The organism is Pseudactinotalea suaedae (assembly GCF_009733815.1).
Lineage (GTDB): Bacteria > Actinomycetota > Actinomycetes > Actinomycetales > Beutenbergiaceae > Pseudactinotalea > Pseudactinotalea suaedae.
Genome location: NZ_WNXY01000001.1, coordinates 698,837 through 717,805 on the forward strand (window position 1 = coordinate 698,837; position 18,969 = coordinate 717,805).

The 18,969-nt window shown below is 71.9% G+C and carries 23 protein-coding genes; 9 read left to right on the top strand and 14 right to left on the bottom strand.

Going from position 1 to position 18,969, the window contains the following annotated elements:
- Nucleotides 1-36 precede the first annotated feature (36 nt).
- Nucleotides 37-1,356 carry a zinc metallochaperone AztD gene (gene aztD, locus GPA04_RS03250; RefSeq protein ID WP_194238923.1) on the top strand — a complete coding sequence of 440 codons (1,320 nt, stop codon included), beginning with the start codon at nucleotides 37-39 and terminating at the stop codon, nucleotides 1,354-1,356.
- Complete coding sequence (locus GPA04_RS03255; RefSeq protein ID WP_206674090.1) at nucleotides 1,346-2,236, top strand: metal ABC transporter substrate-binding protein; 891 nt, start codon at nucleotides 1,346-1,348, stop codon at nucleotides 2,234-2,236. Before aztD ends, GPA04_RS03255 begins: the two co-directional genes overlap by 11 nt.
- A 1-nt stretch (nucleotide 2,237) precedes the next feature.
- Here the strand turns inward: GPA04_RS03255 and GPA04_RS21135 are convergent, their stop codons facing one another.
- The gene (locus GPA04_RS21135; RefSeq protein WP_156222249.1) at nucleotides 2,238-2,756 is read right to left on the bottom strand and encodes a DUF1905 domain-containing protein; all 519 of its coding nucleotides are present in this window, start codon (nucleotides 2,754-2,756) and stop codon (nucleotides 2,238-2,240) included.
- 95 nt (nucleotides 2,757-2,851) lie between these two features.
- Between GPA04_RS21135 and GPA04_RS03265 the strand changes: the two genes are divergently transcribed.
- Entirely contained in the window at nucleotides 2,852-3,445 is a 594-nt protein-coding gene (locus GPA04_RS03265; RefSeq protein WP_156222251.1) for an NAD(P)-dependent oxidoreductase, read from the top strand.
- A gap of 76 nt (nucleotides 3,446-3,521) precedes the next feature.
- The gene (locus GPA04_RS03270) at nucleotides 3,522-4,343 is read left to right on the top strand and encodes an alpha/beta fold hydrolase (protein WP_156222253.1); all 822 of its coding nucleotides are present in this window, start codon (nucleotides 3,522-3,524) and stop codon (nucleotides 4,341-4,343) included.
- A gap of 18 nt (nucleotides 4,344-4,361) precedes the next feature.
- Here GPA04_RS03270 and GPA04_RS03275 read toward each other — a convergent pair whose 3' ends face one another.
- The 9 genes from GPA04_RS03275 to GPA04_RS03315 all read right to left on the bottom strand — a co-directional run bounded on the left by GPA04_RS03275 (nucleotide 4,362) and on the right by GPA04_RS03315 (nucleotide 10,332).
- Nucleotides 4,362-4,982 carry an L-threonylcarbamoyladenylate synthase gene (locus tag GPA04_RS03275; protein WP_156222256.1) on the bottom strand — a complete coding sequence of 207 codons (621 nt, stop codon included), beginning with the start codon at nucleotides 4,980-4,982 and terminating at the stop codon, nucleotides 4,362-4,364.
- A gap of 12 nt (nucleotides 4,983-4,994) precedes the next feature.
- Complete coding sequence (locus tag GPA04_RS03280) at nucleotides 4,995-5,588, bottom strand: MerR family transcriptional regulator (protein ID WP_156222258.1); 594 nt, start codon at nucleotides 5,586-5,588, stop codon at nucleotides 4,995-4,997.
- A 222-nt stretch (nucleotides 5,589-5,810) separates the two neighbouring features.
- Nucleotides 5,811-6,350, bottom strand: a complete 540-nt coding sequence (locus GPA04_RS03285) for a bifunctional nuclease family protein (protein ID WP_156222436.1) — start codon at nucleotides 6,348-6,350, stop codon at nucleotides 5,811-5,813.
- A gap of 107 nt (nucleotides 6,351-6,457) precedes the next feature.
- On the bottom strand, nucleotides 6,458-7,207 hold the full coding sequence (gene ftsR / locus GPA04_RS03290) for a transcriptional regulator FtsR (RefSeq protein WP_156222260.1): 750 nt from the start codon (nucleotides 7,205-7,207) through the stop codon (nucleotides 6,458-6,460).
- A complete protein-coding gene (locus tag GPA04_RS03295; RefSeq protein ID WP_156222262.1) occupies nucleotides 7,204-7,674 on the bottom strand; it encodes an FHA domain-containing protein in 471 nt (156 codons plus the stop codon). Before GPA04_RS03295 ends, ftsR begins: the two co-directional genes overlap by 4 nt.
- 76 nt (nucleotides 7,675-7,750) lie before the next feature.
- On the bottom strand, nucleotides 7,751-8,458 hold the full coding sequence (locus tag GPA04_RS03300; protein ID WP_156222263.1) for a DUF881 domain-containing protein: 708 nt from the start codon (nucleotides 8,456-8,458) through the stop codon (nucleotides 7,751-7,753).
- On the bottom strand, nucleotides 8,455-8,787 hold the full coding sequence (locus GPA04_RS03305) for a small basic family protein (protein ID WP_156222266.1): 333 nt from the start codon (nucleotides 8,785-8,787) through the stop codon (nucleotides 8,455-8,457). The genes GPA04_RS03300 and GPA04_RS03305 overlap by 4 nt, the downstream gene beginning before the upstream one ends.
- Nucleotides 8,788-8,836: 49 nt before the next feature.
- Entirely contained in the window at nucleotides 8,837-9,706 is an 870-nt protein-coding gene (locus GPA04_RS03310; RefSeq protein WP_156222267.1) for a DUF881 domain-containing protein, read from the bottom strand.
- Nucleotides 9,703-10,332: a CDP-alcohol phosphatidyltransferase family protein gene (locus tag GPA04_RS03315; protein ID WP_241680555.1), complete on the bottom strand. Its 630-nt coding sequence runs from the start codon at nucleotides 10,330-10,332 to the stop codon at nucleotides 9,703-9,705. The genes GPA04_RS03310 and GPA04_RS03315 overlap by 4 nt, the downstream gene beginning before the upstream one ends.
- A gap of 104 nt (nucleotides 10,333-10,436) precedes the next feature.
- Between GPA04_RS03315 and GPA04_RS03320 the strand changes: the two genes are divergently transcribed.
- Nucleotides 10,437-11,033 carry a DUF4126 domain-containing protein gene (locus GPA04_RS03320; RefSeq protein WP_156222269.1) on the top strand — a complete coding sequence of 199 codons (597 nt, stop codon included), beginning with the start codon at nucleotides 10,437-10,439 and terminating at the stop codon, nucleotides 11,031-11,033.
- Between the two features lie 90 nt (nucleotides 11,034-11,123).
- Nucleotides 11,124-12,110 carry an LLM class F420-dependent oxidoreductase gene (locus GPA04_RS03325; RefSeq protein ID WP_156222271.1) on the top strand — a complete coding sequence of 329 codons (987 nt, stop codon included), beginning with the start codon at nucleotides 11,124-11,126 and terminating at the stop codon, nucleotides 12,108-12,110.
- A gap of 25 nt (nucleotides 12,111-12,135) precedes the next feature.
- Here GPA04_RS03325 and GPA04_RS03330 read toward each other — a convergent pair whose 3' ends face one another.
- Nucleotides 12,136-12,594: a DUF4395 domain-containing protein gene (locus GPA04_RS03330; protein ID WP_156222273.1), complete on the bottom strand. Its 459-nt coding sequence runs from the start codon at nucleotides 12,592-12,594 to the stop codon at nucleotides 12,136-12,138.
- On the bottom strand, nucleotides 12,591-13,028 hold the full coding sequence (locus GPA04_RS03335; protein ID WP_206674091.1) for a thioredoxin family protein: 438 nt from the start codon (nucleotides 13,026-13,028) through the stop codon (nucleotides 12,591-12,593). Before GPA04_RS03335 ends, GPA04_RS03330 begins: the two co-directional genes overlap by 4 nt.
- Nucleotides 13,029-13,125: 97 nt before the next feature.
- Here GPA04_RS03335 and GPA04_RS03340 point away from each other — a divergent pair, with 97 nt between their 5' ends.
- Nucleotides 13,126-14,589, top strand: a complete 1,464-nt coding sequence (locus GPA04_RS03340) for an MDR family MFS transporter (protein WP_206674092.1) — start codon at nucleotides 13,126-13,128, stop codon at nucleotides 14,587-14,589.
- A 3-nt stretch (nucleotides 14,590-14,592) separates the two neighbouring features.
- Here GPA04_RS03340 and GPA04_RS03345 read toward each other — a convergent pair whose 3' ends face one another.
- Nucleotides 14,593-15,783, bottom strand: coding sequence for a DUF2510 domain-containing protein (locus GPA04_RS03345; protein ID WP_156222278.1), 1,191 nt, complete (start codon nucleotides 15,781-15,783; stop codon nucleotides 14,593-14,595).
- 90 nt (nucleotides 15,784-15,873) lie between these two features.
- On the opposite strand from GPA04_RS03345, the gene GPA04_RS03350 reads away from it, so the two are divergent.
- Nucleotides 15,874-17,421, top strand: a complete 1,548-nt coding sequence (locus GPA04_RS03350) for a molybdopterin-dependent oxidoreductase (RefSeq protein ID WP_156222279.1) — start codon at nucleotides 15,874-15,876, stop codon at nucleotides 17,419-17,421.
- Here GPA04_RS03350 and GPA04_RS03355 read toward each other — a convergent pair.
- Nucleotides 17,409-18,008: a LysE/ArgO family amino acid transporter gene (locus GPA04_RS03355; protein ID WP_156222442.1), complete on the bottom strand. Its 600-nt coding sequence runs from the start codon at nucleotides 18,006-18,008 to the stop codon at nucleotides 17,409-17,411. The genes GPA04_RS03350 and GPA04_RS03355 overlap by 13 nt on opposite strands.
- Before the next feature lie 79 nt (nucleotides 18,009-18,087).
- Between GPA04_RS03355 and GPA04_RS03360 the strand changes: the two genes are divergently transcribed.
- Nucleotides 18,088-18,969 (top strand): LysR family transcriptional regulator ArgP, encoded by an 882-nt coding sequence (locus GPA04_RS03360; RefSeq protein ID WP_156222281.1) that lies wholly within the window; start codon nucleotides 18,088-18,090, stop codon nucleotides 18,967-18,969.

Genomic DNA, 18,969 nt, shown 5'->3' on the forward strand with positions numbered 1-18,969 from the left:
AGGAGCAGGGCGGGCCACACGCCCGCCCACACCCGCATGACGAACCTCTCCCCCGCTCGCCTCCGGCCGAGCCACCTCCTCGCCGCCGTGGCCCTCGCCGCCGCGCTGCCGCTCGCCGCCTGCGCCGCGCCCGGCCAGCAGGACGACGAGACCGCCGCTCCCGAGCCCACCGACGCCGCCACCCACGAGCAGGCGGCCAGCACACCGCGCCTGGCGATCACCTACGACGGCGGCGTCCAGGTCCTCGATGCCACCACGCTGGAGCTGCTCGAGGACATCGAGCTCCCGGGTTTCAACCGAATCAACCCTGCCGGTGACGAGCGCCACCTGCTGGTCTCGACCGGGTCCGGGTTCCAGGTCCTCGACCTCGGCGCCTGGGGCGAGCCCCACGGTGACCACGCGCACTACTACTCGACCGACCCGGCGCTGCTCGACCTCACCTACACCGCCGAGATCCCCGGCCATGCCGTGGTCCATCACGGCCGCACCGCGCTCTTCGACGACGGGACCGGACAGGTCACGATCCTGGACTCGGCTGCCATCGCCGAAGCGGAGCCGGAGATCCGGGAGCACACCACGACTTCGGCGCACCACGGCGTCGCCGTGGAGCTCGGCGACGGCACCCTGCTGGTCACCGAGGGCACCGACGAGTCACGCTCGGGTGCGCTCGCGCTGGATGCCGAGGGCCAGAAGATCGCCAGCTCCGCCGAGTGCCCCGGTGTGCACGGCGAGACCGTGACCGACGACGAGAAGGTCGTCCTCGGCTGCGAGGACGGCGCGCTGATCTACCACGACGGTGCCTTCACCAAGGTGGCCAGCCCCGACGCGTTCGGCCGGATCGGCAACCTGCGCTCCGCACCGGGCTCGGACATCGTGCTGGGTGACTACAACGCTAACCCCGACGGCGGCCCGCTCACCCAGGTCGCGCTGATCGACACCACGAGCGGCGAGATCTCGCTGGTCGACCTGGGCGCCGAGTACACCTTCCGCTCGCTCGGCCGAGACGACGAGGGCCACGCCCTGGTGCTCACCACCGACGGCGACGTCCACGTCATCGACCCCGAGTCCGGTGCGGTCGAGACCTCGATCCCCGTGATCGAGGGCTGGGAGGTGCCGGAGGACTGGCAGCAGCCCCGCCCGACGCTGACCATGCTCGCCGGCTCGGCCTACGTGACCGATCCGGCCAACCAGCGACTGCTCGCGCTCGACGTCGCCACCGCCGAGGTGTGGCAGGAGACCGAGCTCGACGTCGTCCCGAACGAGATCGCCGGGGTCACCGGAGATGTCGCCGAGGGCGGGCACGAGCACGAGGGCGAGCACGAGGACGGCGACGACCACGAGGGTCATGATCACTGAGCCTCGACGGCGCATCGCAGCCGTGGCCGTGCTGGGGGCGCTCGCCCTCGGCACGGCCGCGTGCGGCGCCCCCGAGTCCGAGGAGCTGCAGGTGTGGGCATCCTTCGCACCGCTGGAGTACGTCGTCCGACGCGTCGCCGGGCCGGAGGCGGAGGTCGGCAACCTGACGCCGCCGGGGGCCGACCCGCACAGCCAGGAGCTCAGCCCGGCTCGGGTTGCCGATCTCGCCGCAGCGGACCTCGTGGTCTACGTCTCCGGGCTGCAACCCTCGACGGACGCGGCGATCGAGCAGGCCGCGCCGGCCGTGGTGGTCGACACCCTGGAGGCGGCCACCGCGGCGGTGCCAGGCGCTGCCGCCGGCCCCGACCCCGCCGGCGACCCGCACTTCTGGCTCGACCCGGTCCGCCTCGGGCTCGCCGCCCAGCAGGTCGCCGACGCGCTCGCCGAGCTCGACCCCGACCACGCCGCTGACTACGCGCAGCGAGCCGCGGCGCTCGTGTCCGATCTCGAGCAGCTGGACATCGACTACCAGGCAGCCCTGAGCAGCTGCGCGGGCGCGACGCTGGTGACCTCCCACGAGGCCTTCGGCTATCTCGCGGCGCGCTACCACCTGCGCCAGGAGGGCATCACGGGCATCGATCCCGAGGTCGAGCCCTCACCGGCTCGGCTTCGTGAGGTCGCCACGATCGTCGAGACGACCGGCGTGCGCACCATCTACTTGGAGACCGCGGCCGATCCCGCCGTCGTCGAGGTGCTTGCCGAGGATCTCGGGGTCGCCACCGACGTCCTCGACCCGATGGAGCGGCCCAGCGACCCCGACTACCTGACGGTGATGCGGACCAACCTCGACGCCCTGGAGCGCGGCCTCGTGTGCCGCTAGGTCACCGGTCCGGCGCACGGTACCGCAGCGCCGCGTCCACGATCTGCTCGGCCGTGGCGTGCTCGTCCACCTCCACCTCGGGGTACAGCACCAGGTCGACGGCGCGCGGGTGCGGCACGTGTGCGGCGAACTCGCGCAACCAGGCCTCCTCCTGCTCCTCGGTCTGGGCCTCCTGCGCCCTGAGCCTGGCGACCAGCGCGATCAGCATGTCGCGGTCGACGCCGGTGTCGTCACCCTCGGTGAGCAACGTCGCCGTCGCCACGTCGCCGAGCGCGAGCCCGGCGGCCTGGCGCGCCCTGACCTTGAGCGGCAGCACGTAGCCACCGTCCTTCGGCCACAGCGACGTGGTCCAGGAGTGCGTGCTGATGCGCGCCGTGACCGGGATCATGCCCCACCCGTAGGTCAGGGTCGGGGACATCGCACGCAGCCGCTCGCTCTCCCGCTCCGGCACCGCCATGAAGTAGAACGGCGCCGGCCCGCGCCACTCGAACACCTCTGCGGCGAACACGATCTCGGCCATCGCCTCAGCATGCACCTCCGACGGTTGTCACGGGAATGCCGACGGCGGAACCCGGGTTGATCGCCGTGTCACCCCTTGCTCGACGAAGGAGCACCATGAAGGTCCTTGTCCTCGGCGCCACCGGCATGGTCGGCTCCGCCATCGTCACCGAGGGGCGCCGGCGCGGCCAGACGGTCGTGACCTCCTCCACCCGGCCCGGTGCCGCCGACGTCGTCCTCGATCTCCTCGACACCGACGCCCTCGCCCAGCTCGCCGCCGGTTCCGACGCGGTCGTGATCTCGGTGCCACCGCCGCGCGACGGCAGCGACCACCAGCCGTGGATCGACGCCCACCGGCGGCTGGCCGAGCGTCCGTTCCCTGCGCGGCTGGCGATGGTCGGCGGCGCGGGCAGCAGCCTTGTCGACGGCATGCCGCTGCTCGACTCCCCCGACTTCCCGGCCATCTTCCGTGCCGAGGCGACCTCGGCCGCCACGGTGCTCGACCTCTTCCGCGCGGCCCCCGAGGGCGCCGACTGGGTGATCCTGTCGCCCCCGCCGCAGATCGGCCCGGGTGAGCGCACCGGCGGGTACCGGACCGGCGCCGACGACCTGGTCGGCCCGAGCATCTCGACCGAGGACTACGCCGTCGCGCTCTGGGACGAGCTCGAGGAGCCGCAGCACCGCCGCACCCGGTTCACCGTCGCTTCCTGACCGGTCCAGGCCTGGCGGACTCGCCCGAGCCCGGATAGCGTCGACGGGACCGACCTCCGGAGTGGAAAGGACCGTCATGCCCACCCTGCCTCGCGACGGCATCGAGATCTCCTACACCGATCACGGCGGTTCCGGACGCCCGGTCGTGCTGGTGCACGGCTGGCCGCTGTCCGGCGAGTCGTGGTCCGACACCGTCCCGGCTCTGCTCGACGCCGGATATCGCGTGATCACCTACGACCGGCGTGGCTTCGGTGCCTCGGGCAGCACCGGCGCGAACGGCTACGACTACGACCTGCTCACCGCCGACCTGGCTGCGCTCCTCGACGCGCTCGACCTGGACGACGTCACCCTCGTCGGGTTCTCCATGGGTGGCGGCGAGGTGGCTCGGTACGTGGGCAACCACGGCGAGAGCCGCCTGCACAGCGTCGCCTTCCTCAGCGCGGTCCCGCCGTGGCTGCTGCTCAGCGACGAGAACCCCGAGGGCGGTCTCGACATGGCGACCGCCCGCGGCATGCAGGAGGCCATGCGCTCCGATCGTGAGGGCTTTCTCGACGAGTTCCTCACCACCTTCTTCAGCGTCGACGGCGAGCTCGTGGTCTCCGAGGAGCGTCGTCAGCAGGCGCTGAGGCTGGCCGCCCAGGCCGACCTGGACGCCGCCGTCGCCTGCATCGTGCTGTGGACCAGCCGGTTCAGCGACGACGTCGCGCGCATCACCGTGCCCACACTCGTGATGCACGGCGACAGCGACGCGATCGTGCCGTTCGAGGTGTCGGGCAAGCGCGTCCACGATGTCGTCGCGGGAAGCGACCTCGTCCTGATAGAGGGCGCTCCGCACGGCATCACCGTGAGTCACGCCGAGATCGTCAACGCCGCCCTGCTCGAGTTCCTCGCCCGCTGACACGCGGGCGCCGGTCGGCTACTCGAACCGGCTGGGGTCCCCCGCGCCGACGCGCACCACCTCGGCCGCGCCGTTGGAGAAGTCGACCACGGTGGTCGGGACGTCGCCGCACTCGCCGGAGTCGATCACGCCGTCCACGAGATGGTCGAGCCGCTCCTTGATCTGCCAGCCGTCGGTCAGCGGTTCCTCCTCGCCCGGCAGCAGCAACGTGCTGGAGAGGATGGGCTCGCCCACCTGCGCGAGCAGCGCGTGGACCACCGGGTGGTCGGGTATCCGCACACCCACGGTCTTCTTCTTGGGGTGCAGCAGCCGCCGCGGCACCTCCTTGGTGGCCGGGAGGATGAAGGTGTAGCAGCCCGGTGTCGCCGCGCGGATGCTGCGGAACGTGGTGTTGTCGACGTGCACGAACTGCCCGAGCTGGGCGAAGTCGGCGCACACCAGCGTGAAGTGGTGCCGGTCGTCCAGGCCCCGCAGCGCAAGGATCCGGTCCCGGCCGTCACGGTTGTCGAGCGAGGACCCCAGCGCGTAGCAGGAGTCCGTCGGGTAGGCCAGCAGCCCGCCGCCGCGCAAGATGTCCACGGCCTGGCTGATCGCCCGCGGCTGCGGGTCGACCGGGTGGACGTCGAAGTACCGAGCCATCGGCTGAGGGCGTCAGCCGGTCTGCCGGGCGCGCCGACGACGCGCGAGCTCGTCCTCGGCCGGCGTGGTCGACTCGGTGTCGTCGTTCGCACGCTCGGTGGGGAACTCGGCCAGGCTGCCCTCGACCTCGCGCCAGACACGACCGACCGCGATACCGAACACGCCCTGGCCGCCCTGGACGAGATCGATGACCTCATCGGCGGAGGTGCACTCGTAGACCGAGGCGCCGTCGCTCATCAGCGTGATGTTCGCGAGATCGTCGACACCACGGTCGCGCAGGTGCTCGACAGCCGAACGGATCTGCTGGAGCGAGACTCCCGTGTCGAGGAGCCGCTTGACGACCTTGAGCACCAGGACGTCGCGGAAGCTGTACAGCCGCTGCGTGCCGGAGCCCGTCGCCGGTCGGATCGACGGCTCGACCAGCCCGGTGCGGGCCCAGTAGTCGAGCTGGCGGTAGGTGATGCCCGCCGCGCGGCACGCCGTGGGGCCGCGGTAGCCGGTCGCCTCGTCGAGGTCGGGGAGGGTGTCGCCGAACAGCAAACCCTGCGCACGCTGCGGGACGCCCGCTGCCACGCCGGCTGTGCCCGCGTTCTCAGTGCCGGTCACGCGTTCCTACTCTCTTCGGCAGACGAAACCCTGATAGCCACTGTACGCCTGCGCGCACGATCACTCCGTGGTGACCAGCCGGTGGATTCCGCCCGGCTGAGCCCCACGGTAGAGCCAGCGGGTGCCCGGGTCAACGACGCTGGCACCCACCGCGTTTCGGCGTGTCGCGAGGGTGTGTCTCAGTCTCGACCTCAGGTTGAGGGTTGGTGCGTGGATCGCCGCTCAGCGCGCGTCCGGGTCCTCGAAGTCGCTGGCGTCGATCTGGTCGAGAAACTCGCGGAACTCCGCCACGGCATCTTCCTCACGGCCGCTGCCGACGCCGGAGATCTCGATGTGCAGAGCCCCCTCGTCCTCGACGTCCTCGTCGTCGTCGTACGCGAGCACGATGGCTGCCTGGGCTAGCACCTCCTCCGAGCAGTACACGTCCACCCGGGCGCGCAGCGCCAGCGAGATCGCGTCGGAGGCCCGGGCATCGACGTGCTTGCCGTTCGAGAGCACCAGCTCGGCGATGAAGGTTCCTTCGCGCAGCTCGGTGATCCGGACCGACTCCAGCGCCACCCCGGCTGCGTGGAGCGCCGTCAGCAGCAGATCGTGCGGGCCCGGCCGCGGCGAGGTGACGCCCGCCTGGGCGGTCGCGATCGCGACCCCCTCGTGGGGGCCGATCACGATCGGCAGCGACAGCTCGCCGTCGGACTCCGACAGCACGACGAGCACGTCGTGCTCGGGGTCCGCCACCCGCACCCTGACTCCGAGGACGCCCATCTTGCGCACGCCCTAACGCTACGCCGCAGCCGCGGGAGTCATGTACCGAAACGTTCCACGATGTGCGGGCGTTGCGCGATCGTGACCAGCCCGTCGGGCGTACCGGTTCAGACGATGCGGTCGACGCCGGCGCGCAGCAGCGCCGAGTGCAACCGGGCGAAGGAGTCCGCCACGTCGGTCGCGAGCGTGTGCGCCTTGGCGCGCGAGCCGGCCGATCCGGGCCCGCTGCGGTGCGAGCGCACCGGCGCGACGATCGCCTCCAGCAGGTCGATCTGCCGGTCGGCAGCCGAGCGCAGCGCCCGCAGGTGCCGTGCCTGCACGCCGTGCTCCGCCAGCTCCACGACGGCGCGGACCACCTCGACCGATCCCGCCGGGTACTTGCCGCCGGCATCCGTGGTGATGAGGCCGACCTCGGTCAGCTCGGTGATCATCGCCTCGTCGGCGCCGGCGGCCTCAGCCAGCCGGGCGACCGTCAACCGGCTGCGGGTGACGGCGCTCGCGAGCTCGCCGTCCTCGGTGACCACCCGCGCACCGGGTGCGGGCACCCCCGCGGACCCGTTGTCGAGCTCGTCCAGCCGCTCGCGGATCTTGGCCCAGGGCAGATAGGAGTCACGCTGCGCAGCCAGGGCGAAGCGGAGCCGCTCGATGTCGGCCTGGCTGTAGGTGCGATACCCGGAGGGCGTGCGGTGCGGGCGGACGATGTCCTGGTCCTCGAGGAACCGGATCTTCGAGATCGTGACCGCAGGGAACTCCTGGTGCAGCACGCTCAGCGCCGAGCCGATGCTCATGGTCGGGGTCCGCGACACTCCGAACGGCCAGCGCTCCTCCTCTTCCGAGTGGGCGTCGGCGACGGTCACGACGCGGGCTCTGCCGGCGGGGCCGCCGCGCTCCGGTTGGGGCTGGGGTGGAACGTCAGGCGGTACTTGCCGATCTGCACCTCGTCTCCGGCGACGAGCGAGGCGGCGTCGATGCGCTCCCGGTTGACGTAGGTGCCGTTGAGGCTGCCGACGTCGCGAACCGTGAACTCACCGGCCTCGAACAAGAACTCGGCGTGCCGGCGCGAGACCGTGACGTCGTCGAGGAAGATGTCGGCCTTGATGTCGCGGCCGGCGGTGACACGCTCGGCGTCCAGCAGGAACCGGGCGCCGGCGTTGGGGCCGTGCTGCACGATCAGCAGCGCCGACGAGGGCGGCAGCGCCTCGATGGCGGCGCGATCGCTGGCGTCGGTGCCGGTGCGCGCGGGCTCCGGCTCTCCCGGGACGATGCGATCGAAGCTCGCCGTCGTGTGTCCTTGCGAGAAGGCGTCGGGATCTTCGGGGGTCATCGGGTCAGCCTTCGTGTGTGTGCGGGGCGGGCTGGGTTGACGTGAACCTTACCCTCCGGTTGAGGGTGAGAGGGGCTCAGTCGTCGGAGCTGGGGGTCGCGTACTGGGGTTCTTCCACCGTGCGGATCGCCGTGACCTGGACCAGGGGACGCTTGGTCACCTCGACGGTGGCTCCGCGGCTGGTGAGGGTGTCGATCGCCCCGTTGGGGATGTCGAGCGCGACGGCGATCTTGTCGGCGTCGCCGATGATGCGCCACTCGTGCTCGGCGCCGATCTCGATCCCGTCGGCCACCAACCCGTCGTCGGTCTCGCTGAAGTAGCTCGACGCCACGATGCGCACGGTCGAGAGCTCGACCGCCTCGGCCCCGGCGTTGCGCAGCTCTTCGAGCATGTGGACCATGTCCTGCGCGCTCACGTCCGCGGTGTTGGCGACCTGCACGACCACGCCGGGTCCTTCGACGGGGACGGTCCCGGCCAGGATCTGCTGCACCTCGAGGTAGTCCTCGGCGGAGCGGCTGGCGTCGGCGCCGCTGAGCAGCGCGGAGCGGTCCTCCCGCAGCTCGTCGGCCTCCTGCACCAGCGTCTCGTTGCGCTGGGTGATCTCGGCCATCAGGCGGACGAGGTCGTCCTGCCGCATGCCCGCCAGCTCGTCGCCCTGCGTCTGTCGCACCTGCGTGACGATCGCGAAGCCCAGCAGCAGGCACAGGCCGGCGACCAGCAGCTGGCTGCGCACGCCGCGGCCTCGGCGCTCGTGGGCCGGGGGCTCCGGCTGGTTCTCGGTCATGCCTTGAGCACGTGTCGTCGGATCGAGGCGGCGTTGGAGAAGATGCGGATCCCCAGCACGACGACGACGGCGGTGCTCAGCTGGGCGCCCACGCCGAGCTGGTCGCCGAGGAACACGATGAAGGCCGCCACCAGCACGTTGAACAGGAACGACGTCACGAACACCCGGTCGTCGAACTTCTTCTCCAGCCGCGCGCGCACCGCGCCGAACAGCGCATCGAGGGCAGCGACCACGGCGATCGGCAGGTATGGCTGCAGCTCCGCCGGGACGCTGGGCTGCAGCACGAGGCCGAGGACCACCCCGATCACGAGCCCGATCACTGCGATCACTGTGCGCCTCCTCCCCTGCTCAGATCCTCGTCAGTCTCGCACGCGTCGCTCAGCCCTGCTCGCCGGGTACCGCCACGCTGAGCCGCGAGGCGCTGCCGGCGGGGAGCTCGAGATCGTCGGCGACGACCAGCTGGCTCGTGATGCCGTAGCCCGAGCTGATGGTGCTGAGGTGGGCCGCACCGGTGGTGCGCGCGAACGCGGTCCGCATCGCGGCGGGATCCCCGATCGCCTCGATCGTGTACGGCGAGACCAGCGGCTGCAGGTCCACCAGCACGGCGGAGCCTGCGGTCCGGATCGCGGTCGAGCCGGTCAACCGGATGCCGTTGATCGCCACGGACTCGGCGCCGCTGGCCCACACCGCGTTCACCACCACCTGCAGGTCGAAGTCCTGCACCCGTTCGTCCTCGCTGCCCGGCTCCCCTGCCTGGGCACGCGCCGAGTCCGCCATCGTGATGACGATCCCCGGTCCGGAGACCGGCGTCGTACCGGCCCAGATCCCCAGCAGCTCGGCCTCGTCGTTCGCACCCGCAGCGGTCTCACCGAACGCCTGCTCCTGGAGCTCCTGGATCTCCGTGCGCAGCGCCGTGTTCTGCTCCACGAGCTCGGCGGTGATCTCCGACCGCTCGCGGATCTGGGCGATGAGGACCTGGCGGGCGCTGACCTCCGGCCCGGGCCGCCGGAGCTCGCGTGCCGCCCAGACGCCGCCCAGACCGATCCCGACGGCGAGCAGCAGGACCAGCGCGGCACGGGCCAGGTGGCGCCCACGGCTGATCGGGGCGTGCCCCGCCGCTCGCCGAGCCGCGGCGTCGTCGTACCCGGGGTCGAGCGGACGTTCCATCACCTCGCGCAGCAGCGTCATCGACGCATCGGGCCGGGGTGGGGGAACCGGCACGGTGGGCCGGGACGCCGGGTCGGTCACTGCCGTATCCCTGAGGCCACCGAGTCGCTGGCGATGACCTGGCGGAACTGGTCGACATAGAGCGCGGCGGCGCACCAGTACAGGAAGATGCCCCACCAGGCCGCGGCCCAGCCGACCACCCACGCCACGTCACCGGGAACGCCGTCGAGCCGGGTCAGCAGCAGCAACGGGAACGCGTACATCAGGGCGACCGTGCCGGCCTTGCCGGCGAGGTGCACCGGGAACCCGGGATAGCCGCGGCGCATCATGAACGGCACCATGATGCCGACCACGGCGTCCCGCGCGAAGACCACCGCCACGAGCCACCACGGCACCAGGCCCCGCACCGCCATCCCGATCAACGTGACCGCGATGAACAGGCGGTCCGCCGAGGGGTCGAGGAACCGACCGAGCTTGGAGACCTGGTTGAACCGGCGGGCGATCACGCCGTCGACCCAGTCGCTCGCCGCGGAGGCGATCAGCACGATCACCGCCGCGACGTCGTGGCCACGGAGGATGAGCACCAGCACCACCGGCACCATGAGCAGCCGCACGAACGAGATCGCGTTGGGCACCGTCCAGACGCGGTCCGGCACGACCTCGGCCTCCTCGACCGGCTCGACCTCCCCGTGCTGCGCCTCACCCACGCCGCAAGCGTAGGTGATCTGATCTGCCGCGCCCGCCGACCACGCGGTGCGAGGATGTGCGGTGGCGGAACAGGCCAGAGGTCCTGGCCGGCGAGGGAGGTCGCGTGCTCGAGGTCCTGACCGGGTCCGGACTGGCGCTCTCCGCCGGCCTCAACGCGTTCATCCCGATGGTCTCGATCGGCCTGCTGGCGCGCTACACCGACGTGGTGGACCTCCCGGCGCAGTGGGCCTGGCTGGAGAACCCGTGGGTGCTCGTCGTCCTCGGGGTGCTGCTCGTGCTCGATGTCGTGGCCGACAAGGTGCCGGCCGTGGATCACGTCAACGACGTGGTCCAGACCCTGGTCCGGCCCACGGCCGGCGGCATCGTCTGCGCCGCGGGCTCCAGCTCGGAGACACCCGCGCTGACGGACCCGGGCGAGTTCTTCACGAGCTCCGCCGTCGTGCCCTTCGTCATCGGGCTCGTCCTGGCACTCTCGACGCACCTCGCCAAGGCGAGCGGTCGGGCTGTCGTCAACGTCTCGACCGCCGGCGTCGGCGCACCGGTGGTCTCGACGATCGAGGACGTCTCAGCGCTCACGATGACGGCGCTGGCGATCCTCGTCCCGGTCCTGGTCATCGTGTTCCTGCTGATCCTGGTCGCCCTGCTGCTCTGGGTCCGACAACGGTTCGCTCGCCGACGGCGAGAACGCTCGATCGGCTGACCCCGCCTGGTCCTGCCGCAGCCGCATGCGAGGAGGCCGGCGCGTGGACATCGCTATCGCCTGTGGGGCGTCGAGGTGCAGGATGCACCCATGAGATTCGGACTCTTCGTACCGCAGGGCTGGCGCTTCGACCTGGTGGGCATCGACCCCGCCGAGCAGTGGACCAGGATGCTGGAGGTCGCCCAGCATGCCGACGACGGCGCCTGGGACTCCCTCTGGGTCTACGACCACTTCCACACCACACCCGAGCCGAGCGAGGAGGCCACGCACGAGGCGTGGACGCTGATGGCCGCGTTCGCCGCGACCACCTCGCGCATCAAGCTCGGCCAGATGTGCACGTGCATGAGCTACCGCAACCCCGCCTACCTGGCCAAGGTCGCCGCCACGGTGGACATCATCTCGGGCGGTCGCGCCCAGATGGGCATCGGCGGCGGGTGGTACGAGCACGAGTGGCGTGCCTACGGCTACGGCTTCCCCCGCGCGGGCGAGCGCCTGGCCCGGCTGGACGAGGGCGTGCAGATCATGCGGCAGGCCTGGACCGAGGGCGTCGCCACGCTCGAGGGCAAGCACTACCAGGTCGACGGCGCGATCGTGCGGCCGCTCCCGCTGCAGGAGGGAGGCATCCCGTTGTGGATCGCCGGTGGCGGCGAGAAGGTCACGCTCCGGATCGCTGCGAAGTACGCCGACTACACGAACTTCGACGGCTCGCCGGAGGGCTTCGCGCACAAGAGCGAGGTGCTCCGCGGCCACTGCGAGGCGGTGGGCCGCCCGTTCGAGGCGATCACCCGCACCGCCGACTACAACATCGTCATCGGCGCCACCGAGGCCGAGGCCGCGGACCGGCTGGCGGCGCACGAGGCCCGCGTCGCCTCGGTGCTCGGTGCCGAGAAGGCGGCGGAGATCGCGGCGGGGCTGCGCAGCAGCGTCGGCTACGGCACGCCCGAGCAGGTGGCTGAACGGCTCGCGCAGGTCAAGACCCTCGGGCTCGAGTACGCGATCACCTACTTCCCCGAGGCGGCGTTCGACCGCGGCGGGATCGAGCTGTTCGAGCGCGAGGTCCTTCCCGCGCTCGCGTGAGGTGCAGGGTGACCGCGCGGGCCGCTCAGGTTCGCGCGGTCGCCAGCCGCCGCAGCAGCAGGTAGATCTCGCAGCCGAGGCAGAAACCGGTCAGGGCGTTGAGCGCTGCCGCTGCCAGTGCGAGCACACCGAACACGGTCAGCGCCCAGGTGGCGCCGAGCAGCGTCAGCCCCAGGCCGAGCCCGGTGATCACGAGACCGACGACCTGGGCGAACGTGGGCGGCTCGGGTGACTCGAGCTCGGCGGGCGGCGCCAGGCGGGGGCGCACCAGCGCGGCGAACAGCAGCCCCTGCCACGTGCCCTGGGGGCCGCGGATCGCCCCGAGCAGGAACGACGCGGCGACCACGGCGAGGACGATCGTGCCCGTACCGGGTCCGAGCAGGATCGCCACCACCAGCAGGACGGCGGTCAGGGCGGCACCGAAGCGTGGGCCGCGGGGATCGATGCCCCTGGCCGTGAGATCCGGCGCGTTCTCGACGCTCATCGAAGGGCTCCATCCTGCTCGGAGGTGAGGACCGCACGCGCCGCCTTTGGGGTCGGTGCGCCGGTGAGGCGACCCTGGAGAGCGCCGTCGCGGTCGTACACCAGCGTCGTCGGCGTGGTCATGATGCCGTGCTCGCGCACCAGGTCCATGTGGTCGTCGGCGTCGATCTCGACGAACGCGACGCCGCTCTGGTCGGCGATCGCCTCGTGCCAGATCCGGGCGCCGCGCACGCAGGAGGTGCAGTGCCGGCCGGAGACCTGCACCAGCGTCAGGCGCTCCCCCGCCAGCAGGGCAACCGCCTCCGGCAGCGCGGATCCGGCTGCGGCGGGCGTGGCGGGCGTGAGGGATCCGCGACCGCGTTGCAGCACCAGCCAACCGATCAGCGCCACGGCCAGGGCGACCACCATCACCGCGATCCGCCACTCCAGGTCCACGTCGGCGAGGCTAGCCCGCGACGAGATCGCTCCAGCGTTCTGCCCTTGGCGTATTGCATGGTGGACCACCGGGCACCCGAGCGTAGGGTTCTCGACCGTGACTTCGCTCCCGCAGGCGCAGGCTCCTGCGCGCCTGGAATCCCGCACCCGGCTCGTGATCGCTTTGCTGCTCGCCAGCGCGTTCGTGCTGATCCTCAACGAGACGATCATGGGTGTCGCGCTCTCGCACATCATGACCGGCCTGAGCATCGAGGCGGCCACCGCGCAGTGGGTGACCACGGCGTTCATGCTCACGATGGCCGTCGTCATCCCGATCACCGGGTTCCTGCTGCAGCGGCTGTCGACCAGGACCATCTACTGCACGGCGATGATCTCGTTCTCGCTCGGCACGCTGATCTGCGCGATCTCCCCCACCTTCGCGATCCTGGTCTCCGGCCGGGTGGTGCAGGCGGTGGGCACCGCCATGATGATGCCGCTGCTGATGACGACCGTGATGCAGCTGGTGCCGGCGCTGCGGCGTGGCCGGGTGATGGGCAACATCTCGATCGTGATGTCGGTGGCTCCGGCCATCGGGCCCGCGGTGTCCGGCCTGATCCTGTCCCGCCTGGACTGGCGCGGCATCTTCTGGGTGGTGCTGCCGCTGGTGCTCGTGATGCTGGTCGTCGGGATCATGCGCGTCCCCAACGTCTCGGAGCCGCGTCGGCTGCGGCTGGACGTCGGATCGGTGATCCTGTCGGCGCTCGGCTTCGGTGGGCTGATCTTCGGGCTCTCCTCGATCGGTGAGTCGGTCTACCACCCGCCGGCGGTCTCGCCGGCGGTACCGATCGGCGTCGGTCTCCTCTCGCTGGTCCTGTTCGCGTTCCGGCAGCGCACCCTGCAGCGCACCGACGACGCGCTGCTCGACCTGCGCACGTTCTCCTCGCGCACCTTCACCTTCTCGATCCTGGTGATGCTGGTCCTCATGGGTGCCCTGTTCGGGACGATCATCCTGCTCCCGCTGTACCTGCAGGACGCGCTGAACCTGGAGAGCCTGCAGACCGGGCTGCTGCTCGTGCCCGGTGGGCTCACCATGGGGCTGATGGGACCGCTGGTGGGCCGGCTGTTCGACCGCTGGGGCCCGCGACCGCTGGTGGTGCCGGGCACCACGCTGGTGGCGCTGGCGCTGGCGCTGATGACCCAGCTCGACGAGACCTCCGGCGGCGGCACCGTGCTGGCGCTGCACGTGCTGCTCTCGATCGGCCTGGCGCTGACGTTCACCCCGCTGTTCACCTCGGCGCTCGGTGCGCTGAAGCCGCACCTGTACTCGCACGGGTCGGCGACGATCGGCACCGTCCAACAGCTCGCCGGCGCCGCCGGGACCGCTCTGTTCGTCGTGCTGATGGTCAGCCGTCAGGTCGCGCTGGAGAGCGCCGGTGTGCCCGAGCCGGCGGCGCTGGCCAGCGGGGTCGGCGTCGCCTTCGTCGCCGGGGCGGTGCTGGCTGCGCTCGCGATCCCGCTCGCGGCGATGATCCGCAAGCCCGTCGACGCCGTGGAGCCGGTCGACGCGCCCGTCGCGCACTGAGGCTCAGAGCGGCGTGACCGTCACGCTGGCCTCGATCGCCTCGTCGGGGCTGCCCCACGAGGTCACCACGAAGACCACCCGACCGTCGGGCTGCTGGATCTCCAGGTACGGGTCGTAGAGGCCGCCCGGCGGGTCGCCGACGTCGCGGTCGTCGTTCCAGTTGTCCTCGCCGTCGAACCAGGCGCTCAGCATGAGGTCGTCATCCGGGCCCGCCGCCTGCACGTCGATGGCGACCGACCCGGCGTCGGCCGCGGTGTAGCCGAACCACGGCTGGTCGCCCGATGTCGTGATCGAGACCGGGTCGGCCTCGACCTCGACGGCGTCCCTCGCCGCGGTCACGGAGAGCTCGGCATCGGCTCGCTCGGAGTCGTAGGTCTCGACGGCGACCACGTACTCCCCCGGCTCCAGGTAGAGCGCGAGCACCGGGTCCAGCGAGCTGACGCCGGGGAACGGGCTGCCGCCGTCGTCGTTCTCCGCGACCGTGGCGCTGTCGTCGTAGAGCTCCAGCGTCAGGTCCTCGTCGGCCGTGGCGGTCAGCCAGTACACGCCGGCGTCGGCGATCGTCAGTGCGCTCGCCCACGCTCCGTTGCTCGGCACGTCGCCCCGGAGCGGGACATCGACCTGCACCTCGCCGCTCGGTTCCGGAGGCCCGACCACGTCGCTGACGAAGGCCCACACCCCGCCGCCGATCGCCAGCAGCAGCACCGCCGCGACGACGACGCCAGCGAGCGCACCGGAACGCCGCGGCGGTGGCCGGTGCCCGGGCGCCGAGTAGGGGTTGCCTGACGCGTGCGACTGCACCGGTGCCCGTCCGTAGCCCGACGGCGGGGTCCCGTAGCTGGGCGGCGGCGTCCCGTAGCCGGACGGCGGGGTCCCGTAGCTGGGCGGCGGCGTCCCGTAGCCGGGGGGCGGGGTTCCGTAGCCGGCTGCCGGGGCGCCGTAGCCGGGACCCGGCCCGCTGGGGGCCGGCGGCGCTCCTCCGCTCCAGCCGGCAGCTCCGGCCGGTGACGTCCACTCGCCGTACGGGGCGGGCGCGGCGCCGTACGGCGTGGAGGCTGTGGGGGCGGACCCGGGCGCACCGTAGGTGGCGGACCGGTGCTGCTCGGCCCAGCCGGAGCCGTCCCAGTAACGGATCTGGTTGCTCGCCGCGGGGTCCGGGTAGTAACCAGGCGCCCTCCTGGTCGGATCACTCACGGGGTCAGGCTACGACGCTCCCCCGTTCGCTGCCGGCACCGGCCCCGCGCGCCGGTTGCGGTGCGCGGCGGTGGAGCGAACACTGTGCTCATGAGGAGCCCCCGCTGGACGGCTGCGCTCACCGGGGTCGCAGCGGGCGCCGTGATCGTCGCCGTGGCGACCGTCGTGGCAGCGCTGCTCGGGGTGTCGAACCTCGCGGGCGGGGTGCCCTCTCCGCTGCTGGCGGTCGGGGCGGCCTTCATCGACGCCACCCCTGCGTGGTTGAAGGACTGGGCGATCGCCACGTTCGGTGACCGTGACAAGCAGGTGCTGGTCGCAGGGATGCTCCTCGTGATCACGCTCGTCTGCGCGGGCATCGGGCTGCTGGGGTCACCGCGACGGCACGGCGGGCTCGGCCGGAGCCGCCTCGCGCTCACCGCGCTCGCGATCCTCGGGGCGGGGGTGCTGGTGGTGGTGCTGCTGCGCCCCGGAGCGGTTCCGCTGGACGTGCTGCCCACCGTGGTGGGCGTCGCTTCCGGCCTCGGCGCGCTGCACGTCCGCTGGCGCCGCGGCGCCGGCGCCGCAGGCCCTGACGCCGATCGCCGGCGCGTGCTGCGGTGGGCGGGTGCCACGACGGCGGTCGGCGTGCTGGTCGCCGTCCTCGGTCAGCTGGTCTCCGGCCGCGAGCGGGCCGAGTCCGGCCGTGAGGACGTCGTGCTGCCGCCGATCGACGACCCGGTCTCGGTGCCGGCGGCCGCCCAGGTTGACGTCGAGGGCATGACCCCCTTCCTCACGCCGAACGAGGAGTTCTACCGCATCGACACCGCGATCGTGCCTCCCACGCTGGACGCACAGCGGTGGCGGCTGCGGGTCCACGGCATGGTGCGGCAGGAGGTCGAGATCGACTTCGCCGAGCTGCTGGAGCAGCCGATGATCGAGTCCTTGACCACGTTGGCGTGCGTGTCGAACACCGTGGGCGGCAACCTGGTGGGCAACGCCGTGTGGACCGGGTGGCCGATCCGCGAGCTGCTGGCGCGTGCCGGGCCTGAGCCGGGAGCCGACATGGTGCTCTCGACCAGCAGCGACGGCTTCACGGCGTCGACGCCGCTGAGCGCGCTGACCGACGAACGGGCGGCGCTGCTGGCCATCGGCATGAACGGTGAACCGCTGCCCGTCGAGCACGGATACCCGGTGCGGATGGTGGTGCCCGGGCTGTACGGCTACGTCTCGGCCACGAAGTGGGTCGTCGACCTCAAGGTCACCACCTTCGCCGACGACGTGGCGTACTGGACCCCGCGTGGCTGGTCGGAGCGCGGACCGATCAAGACGTCCTCGCGCATCGACGTCCCGGCGCCCTCGGCCGAGGTGCCCGCCGGCACGCTCGTGGTCGCTGGCGTGGCGTGGGCCCAGCAGCGTGGCATCGCGGCGGTCGAGATCCGCGTAAACAGCAAGGGGCCGTGGCACCCCGCCGAGCTCGCCGCCGAGCCGACGATCGACTCCTGGCGGCAGTGGGTCTGGCACTGGGACGCTCCGGTCGGCAAGCACACGCTGACCGTGCGGGCGATCGACGGCGACGGCGAGGTGCAGGTGGCCGCGCCCGCCTCCCCCGCGCCGGACGGAGCCACCGGGCTGCACACGATCTACGTCTACGTCGAGTGACGCAGCAGCAGCTGGGCGGCCAGCGCGAACATGACGAGCGCGATCCCGGCGTCGAGCACACGCCAGGAGCTCCGCCGTCGGAACAGCGGGACCAGCAGCCGAGCGCCGACGCCCAGGGCCGTGAACCACAGCACGGACCCGGCCATGGCCCCGAGGGCGAACCACCACCGGTTCCCCCCCTGCGCCGCGGCCATCGAGCCCAGCAGGACCACCGTGTCGAGGTAGACGTGCGGGTTGAGCCAGGTGAGCGCGACGGTGGTCGCCAGCACCGCGCCCCAGCCGCGGTTGCCGCTCTCCCCCGGGTCGCGCATCGACTCGCCGCGCCAGGCACGGATCACCGCGCGGATGCCGTACCCGAGCAGGAAGGCCGCGCCACCCCATCGCACGATCTCGAGCACGACAGGCGCGTGCGTGACCAGCGCACCGAGGCCGGCGACGCCGGCAGCGATCAGCACCGCGTCCGAGATCGCGCACACCGCCACGACCAGCGGCACGTGCCTGCGCGCCAGCCCCTGCCGGAGCACGAAGGCGTTCTGCGCGCCGATCGCGACGATCAGCGACAGACCGGCGGCGAGACCGGAGACCATGGGAAGCACGGGAGCACCGTAGACCGCGCCAGCCGGTTCACTCCAGCTCAGCTTCCTACACCTACATAAGATCAGCTTCATGAGAGCGATCGACGGCGAGGCAGCCCGCACCATCGTCGCGATCGCCGAGGCGGGCACGCTCGAGGGTGCCGCCGTCGCGTTGCACGTCACGCCCTCGGCCGTGAGCCAGCGCGTGCGCGCGCTCGAGGCGGAGCTGGGACGTCCTGTCCTGCACCGGACCCGACCGCTTGAGCTCACCGACGCGGGTCTGGCGGTGCTGCGGTTCGCACGCCAGCTGGAGCAGCTGCGTGCGGACCTGCAGACCGAGCTGTCCCCGGGCGCGGCCGGGCCGGAGCCCGTGACGATCGTGGTGAACGCGGACTCGCTGCACACGTGGGCGCTGCGCCCGCTGGCGGCGCTCGTGGACCGTGTCCACCTGGAGGTGCTGCGCGAGGACGAGGAGCACTCGCTGACGCTGCTGCGGCGCGGGGCCGCGGTCGGAGCAGTCACCGCCGAGGCCGAACCGGTGCCGGGCTGCTCGGCGGAGCGGCTGGGCGTGATGCGCTACCTGGGGGTGTGCTCGCCCGAGCGCGCGAACCAGTGGTTCGGCTCCGGCGTCGACGCCGCCTCGCTGGCCACGGCCCCGACCGTCGGCTACGACCGCAAGGACAACCTGCAGCGTCGGTGCCTGGCGCGGCTGACGCGGGCCGAGCTCGACCCACCCACCCACTACGTACCGGCGTCGGCCGAGTTCGCCGAGGCGATCCGGCTCGGGATGGGCTGGGGCATGGTGCCCGAGATCGAGTGCCGCGAGGAGGTCCGGGTCGGCGAGCTGGTCCACCTGGGCGAGCGCGCCGTCGTCGACGTCCCGCTGTACTGGCAGCAGTGGCGGCGCTCGTCGGCGGTGCTGCGGGAGGTCGGCGACGCGCTGCGGGAAGCGGCGCGTCACCTGCTCCGGTAG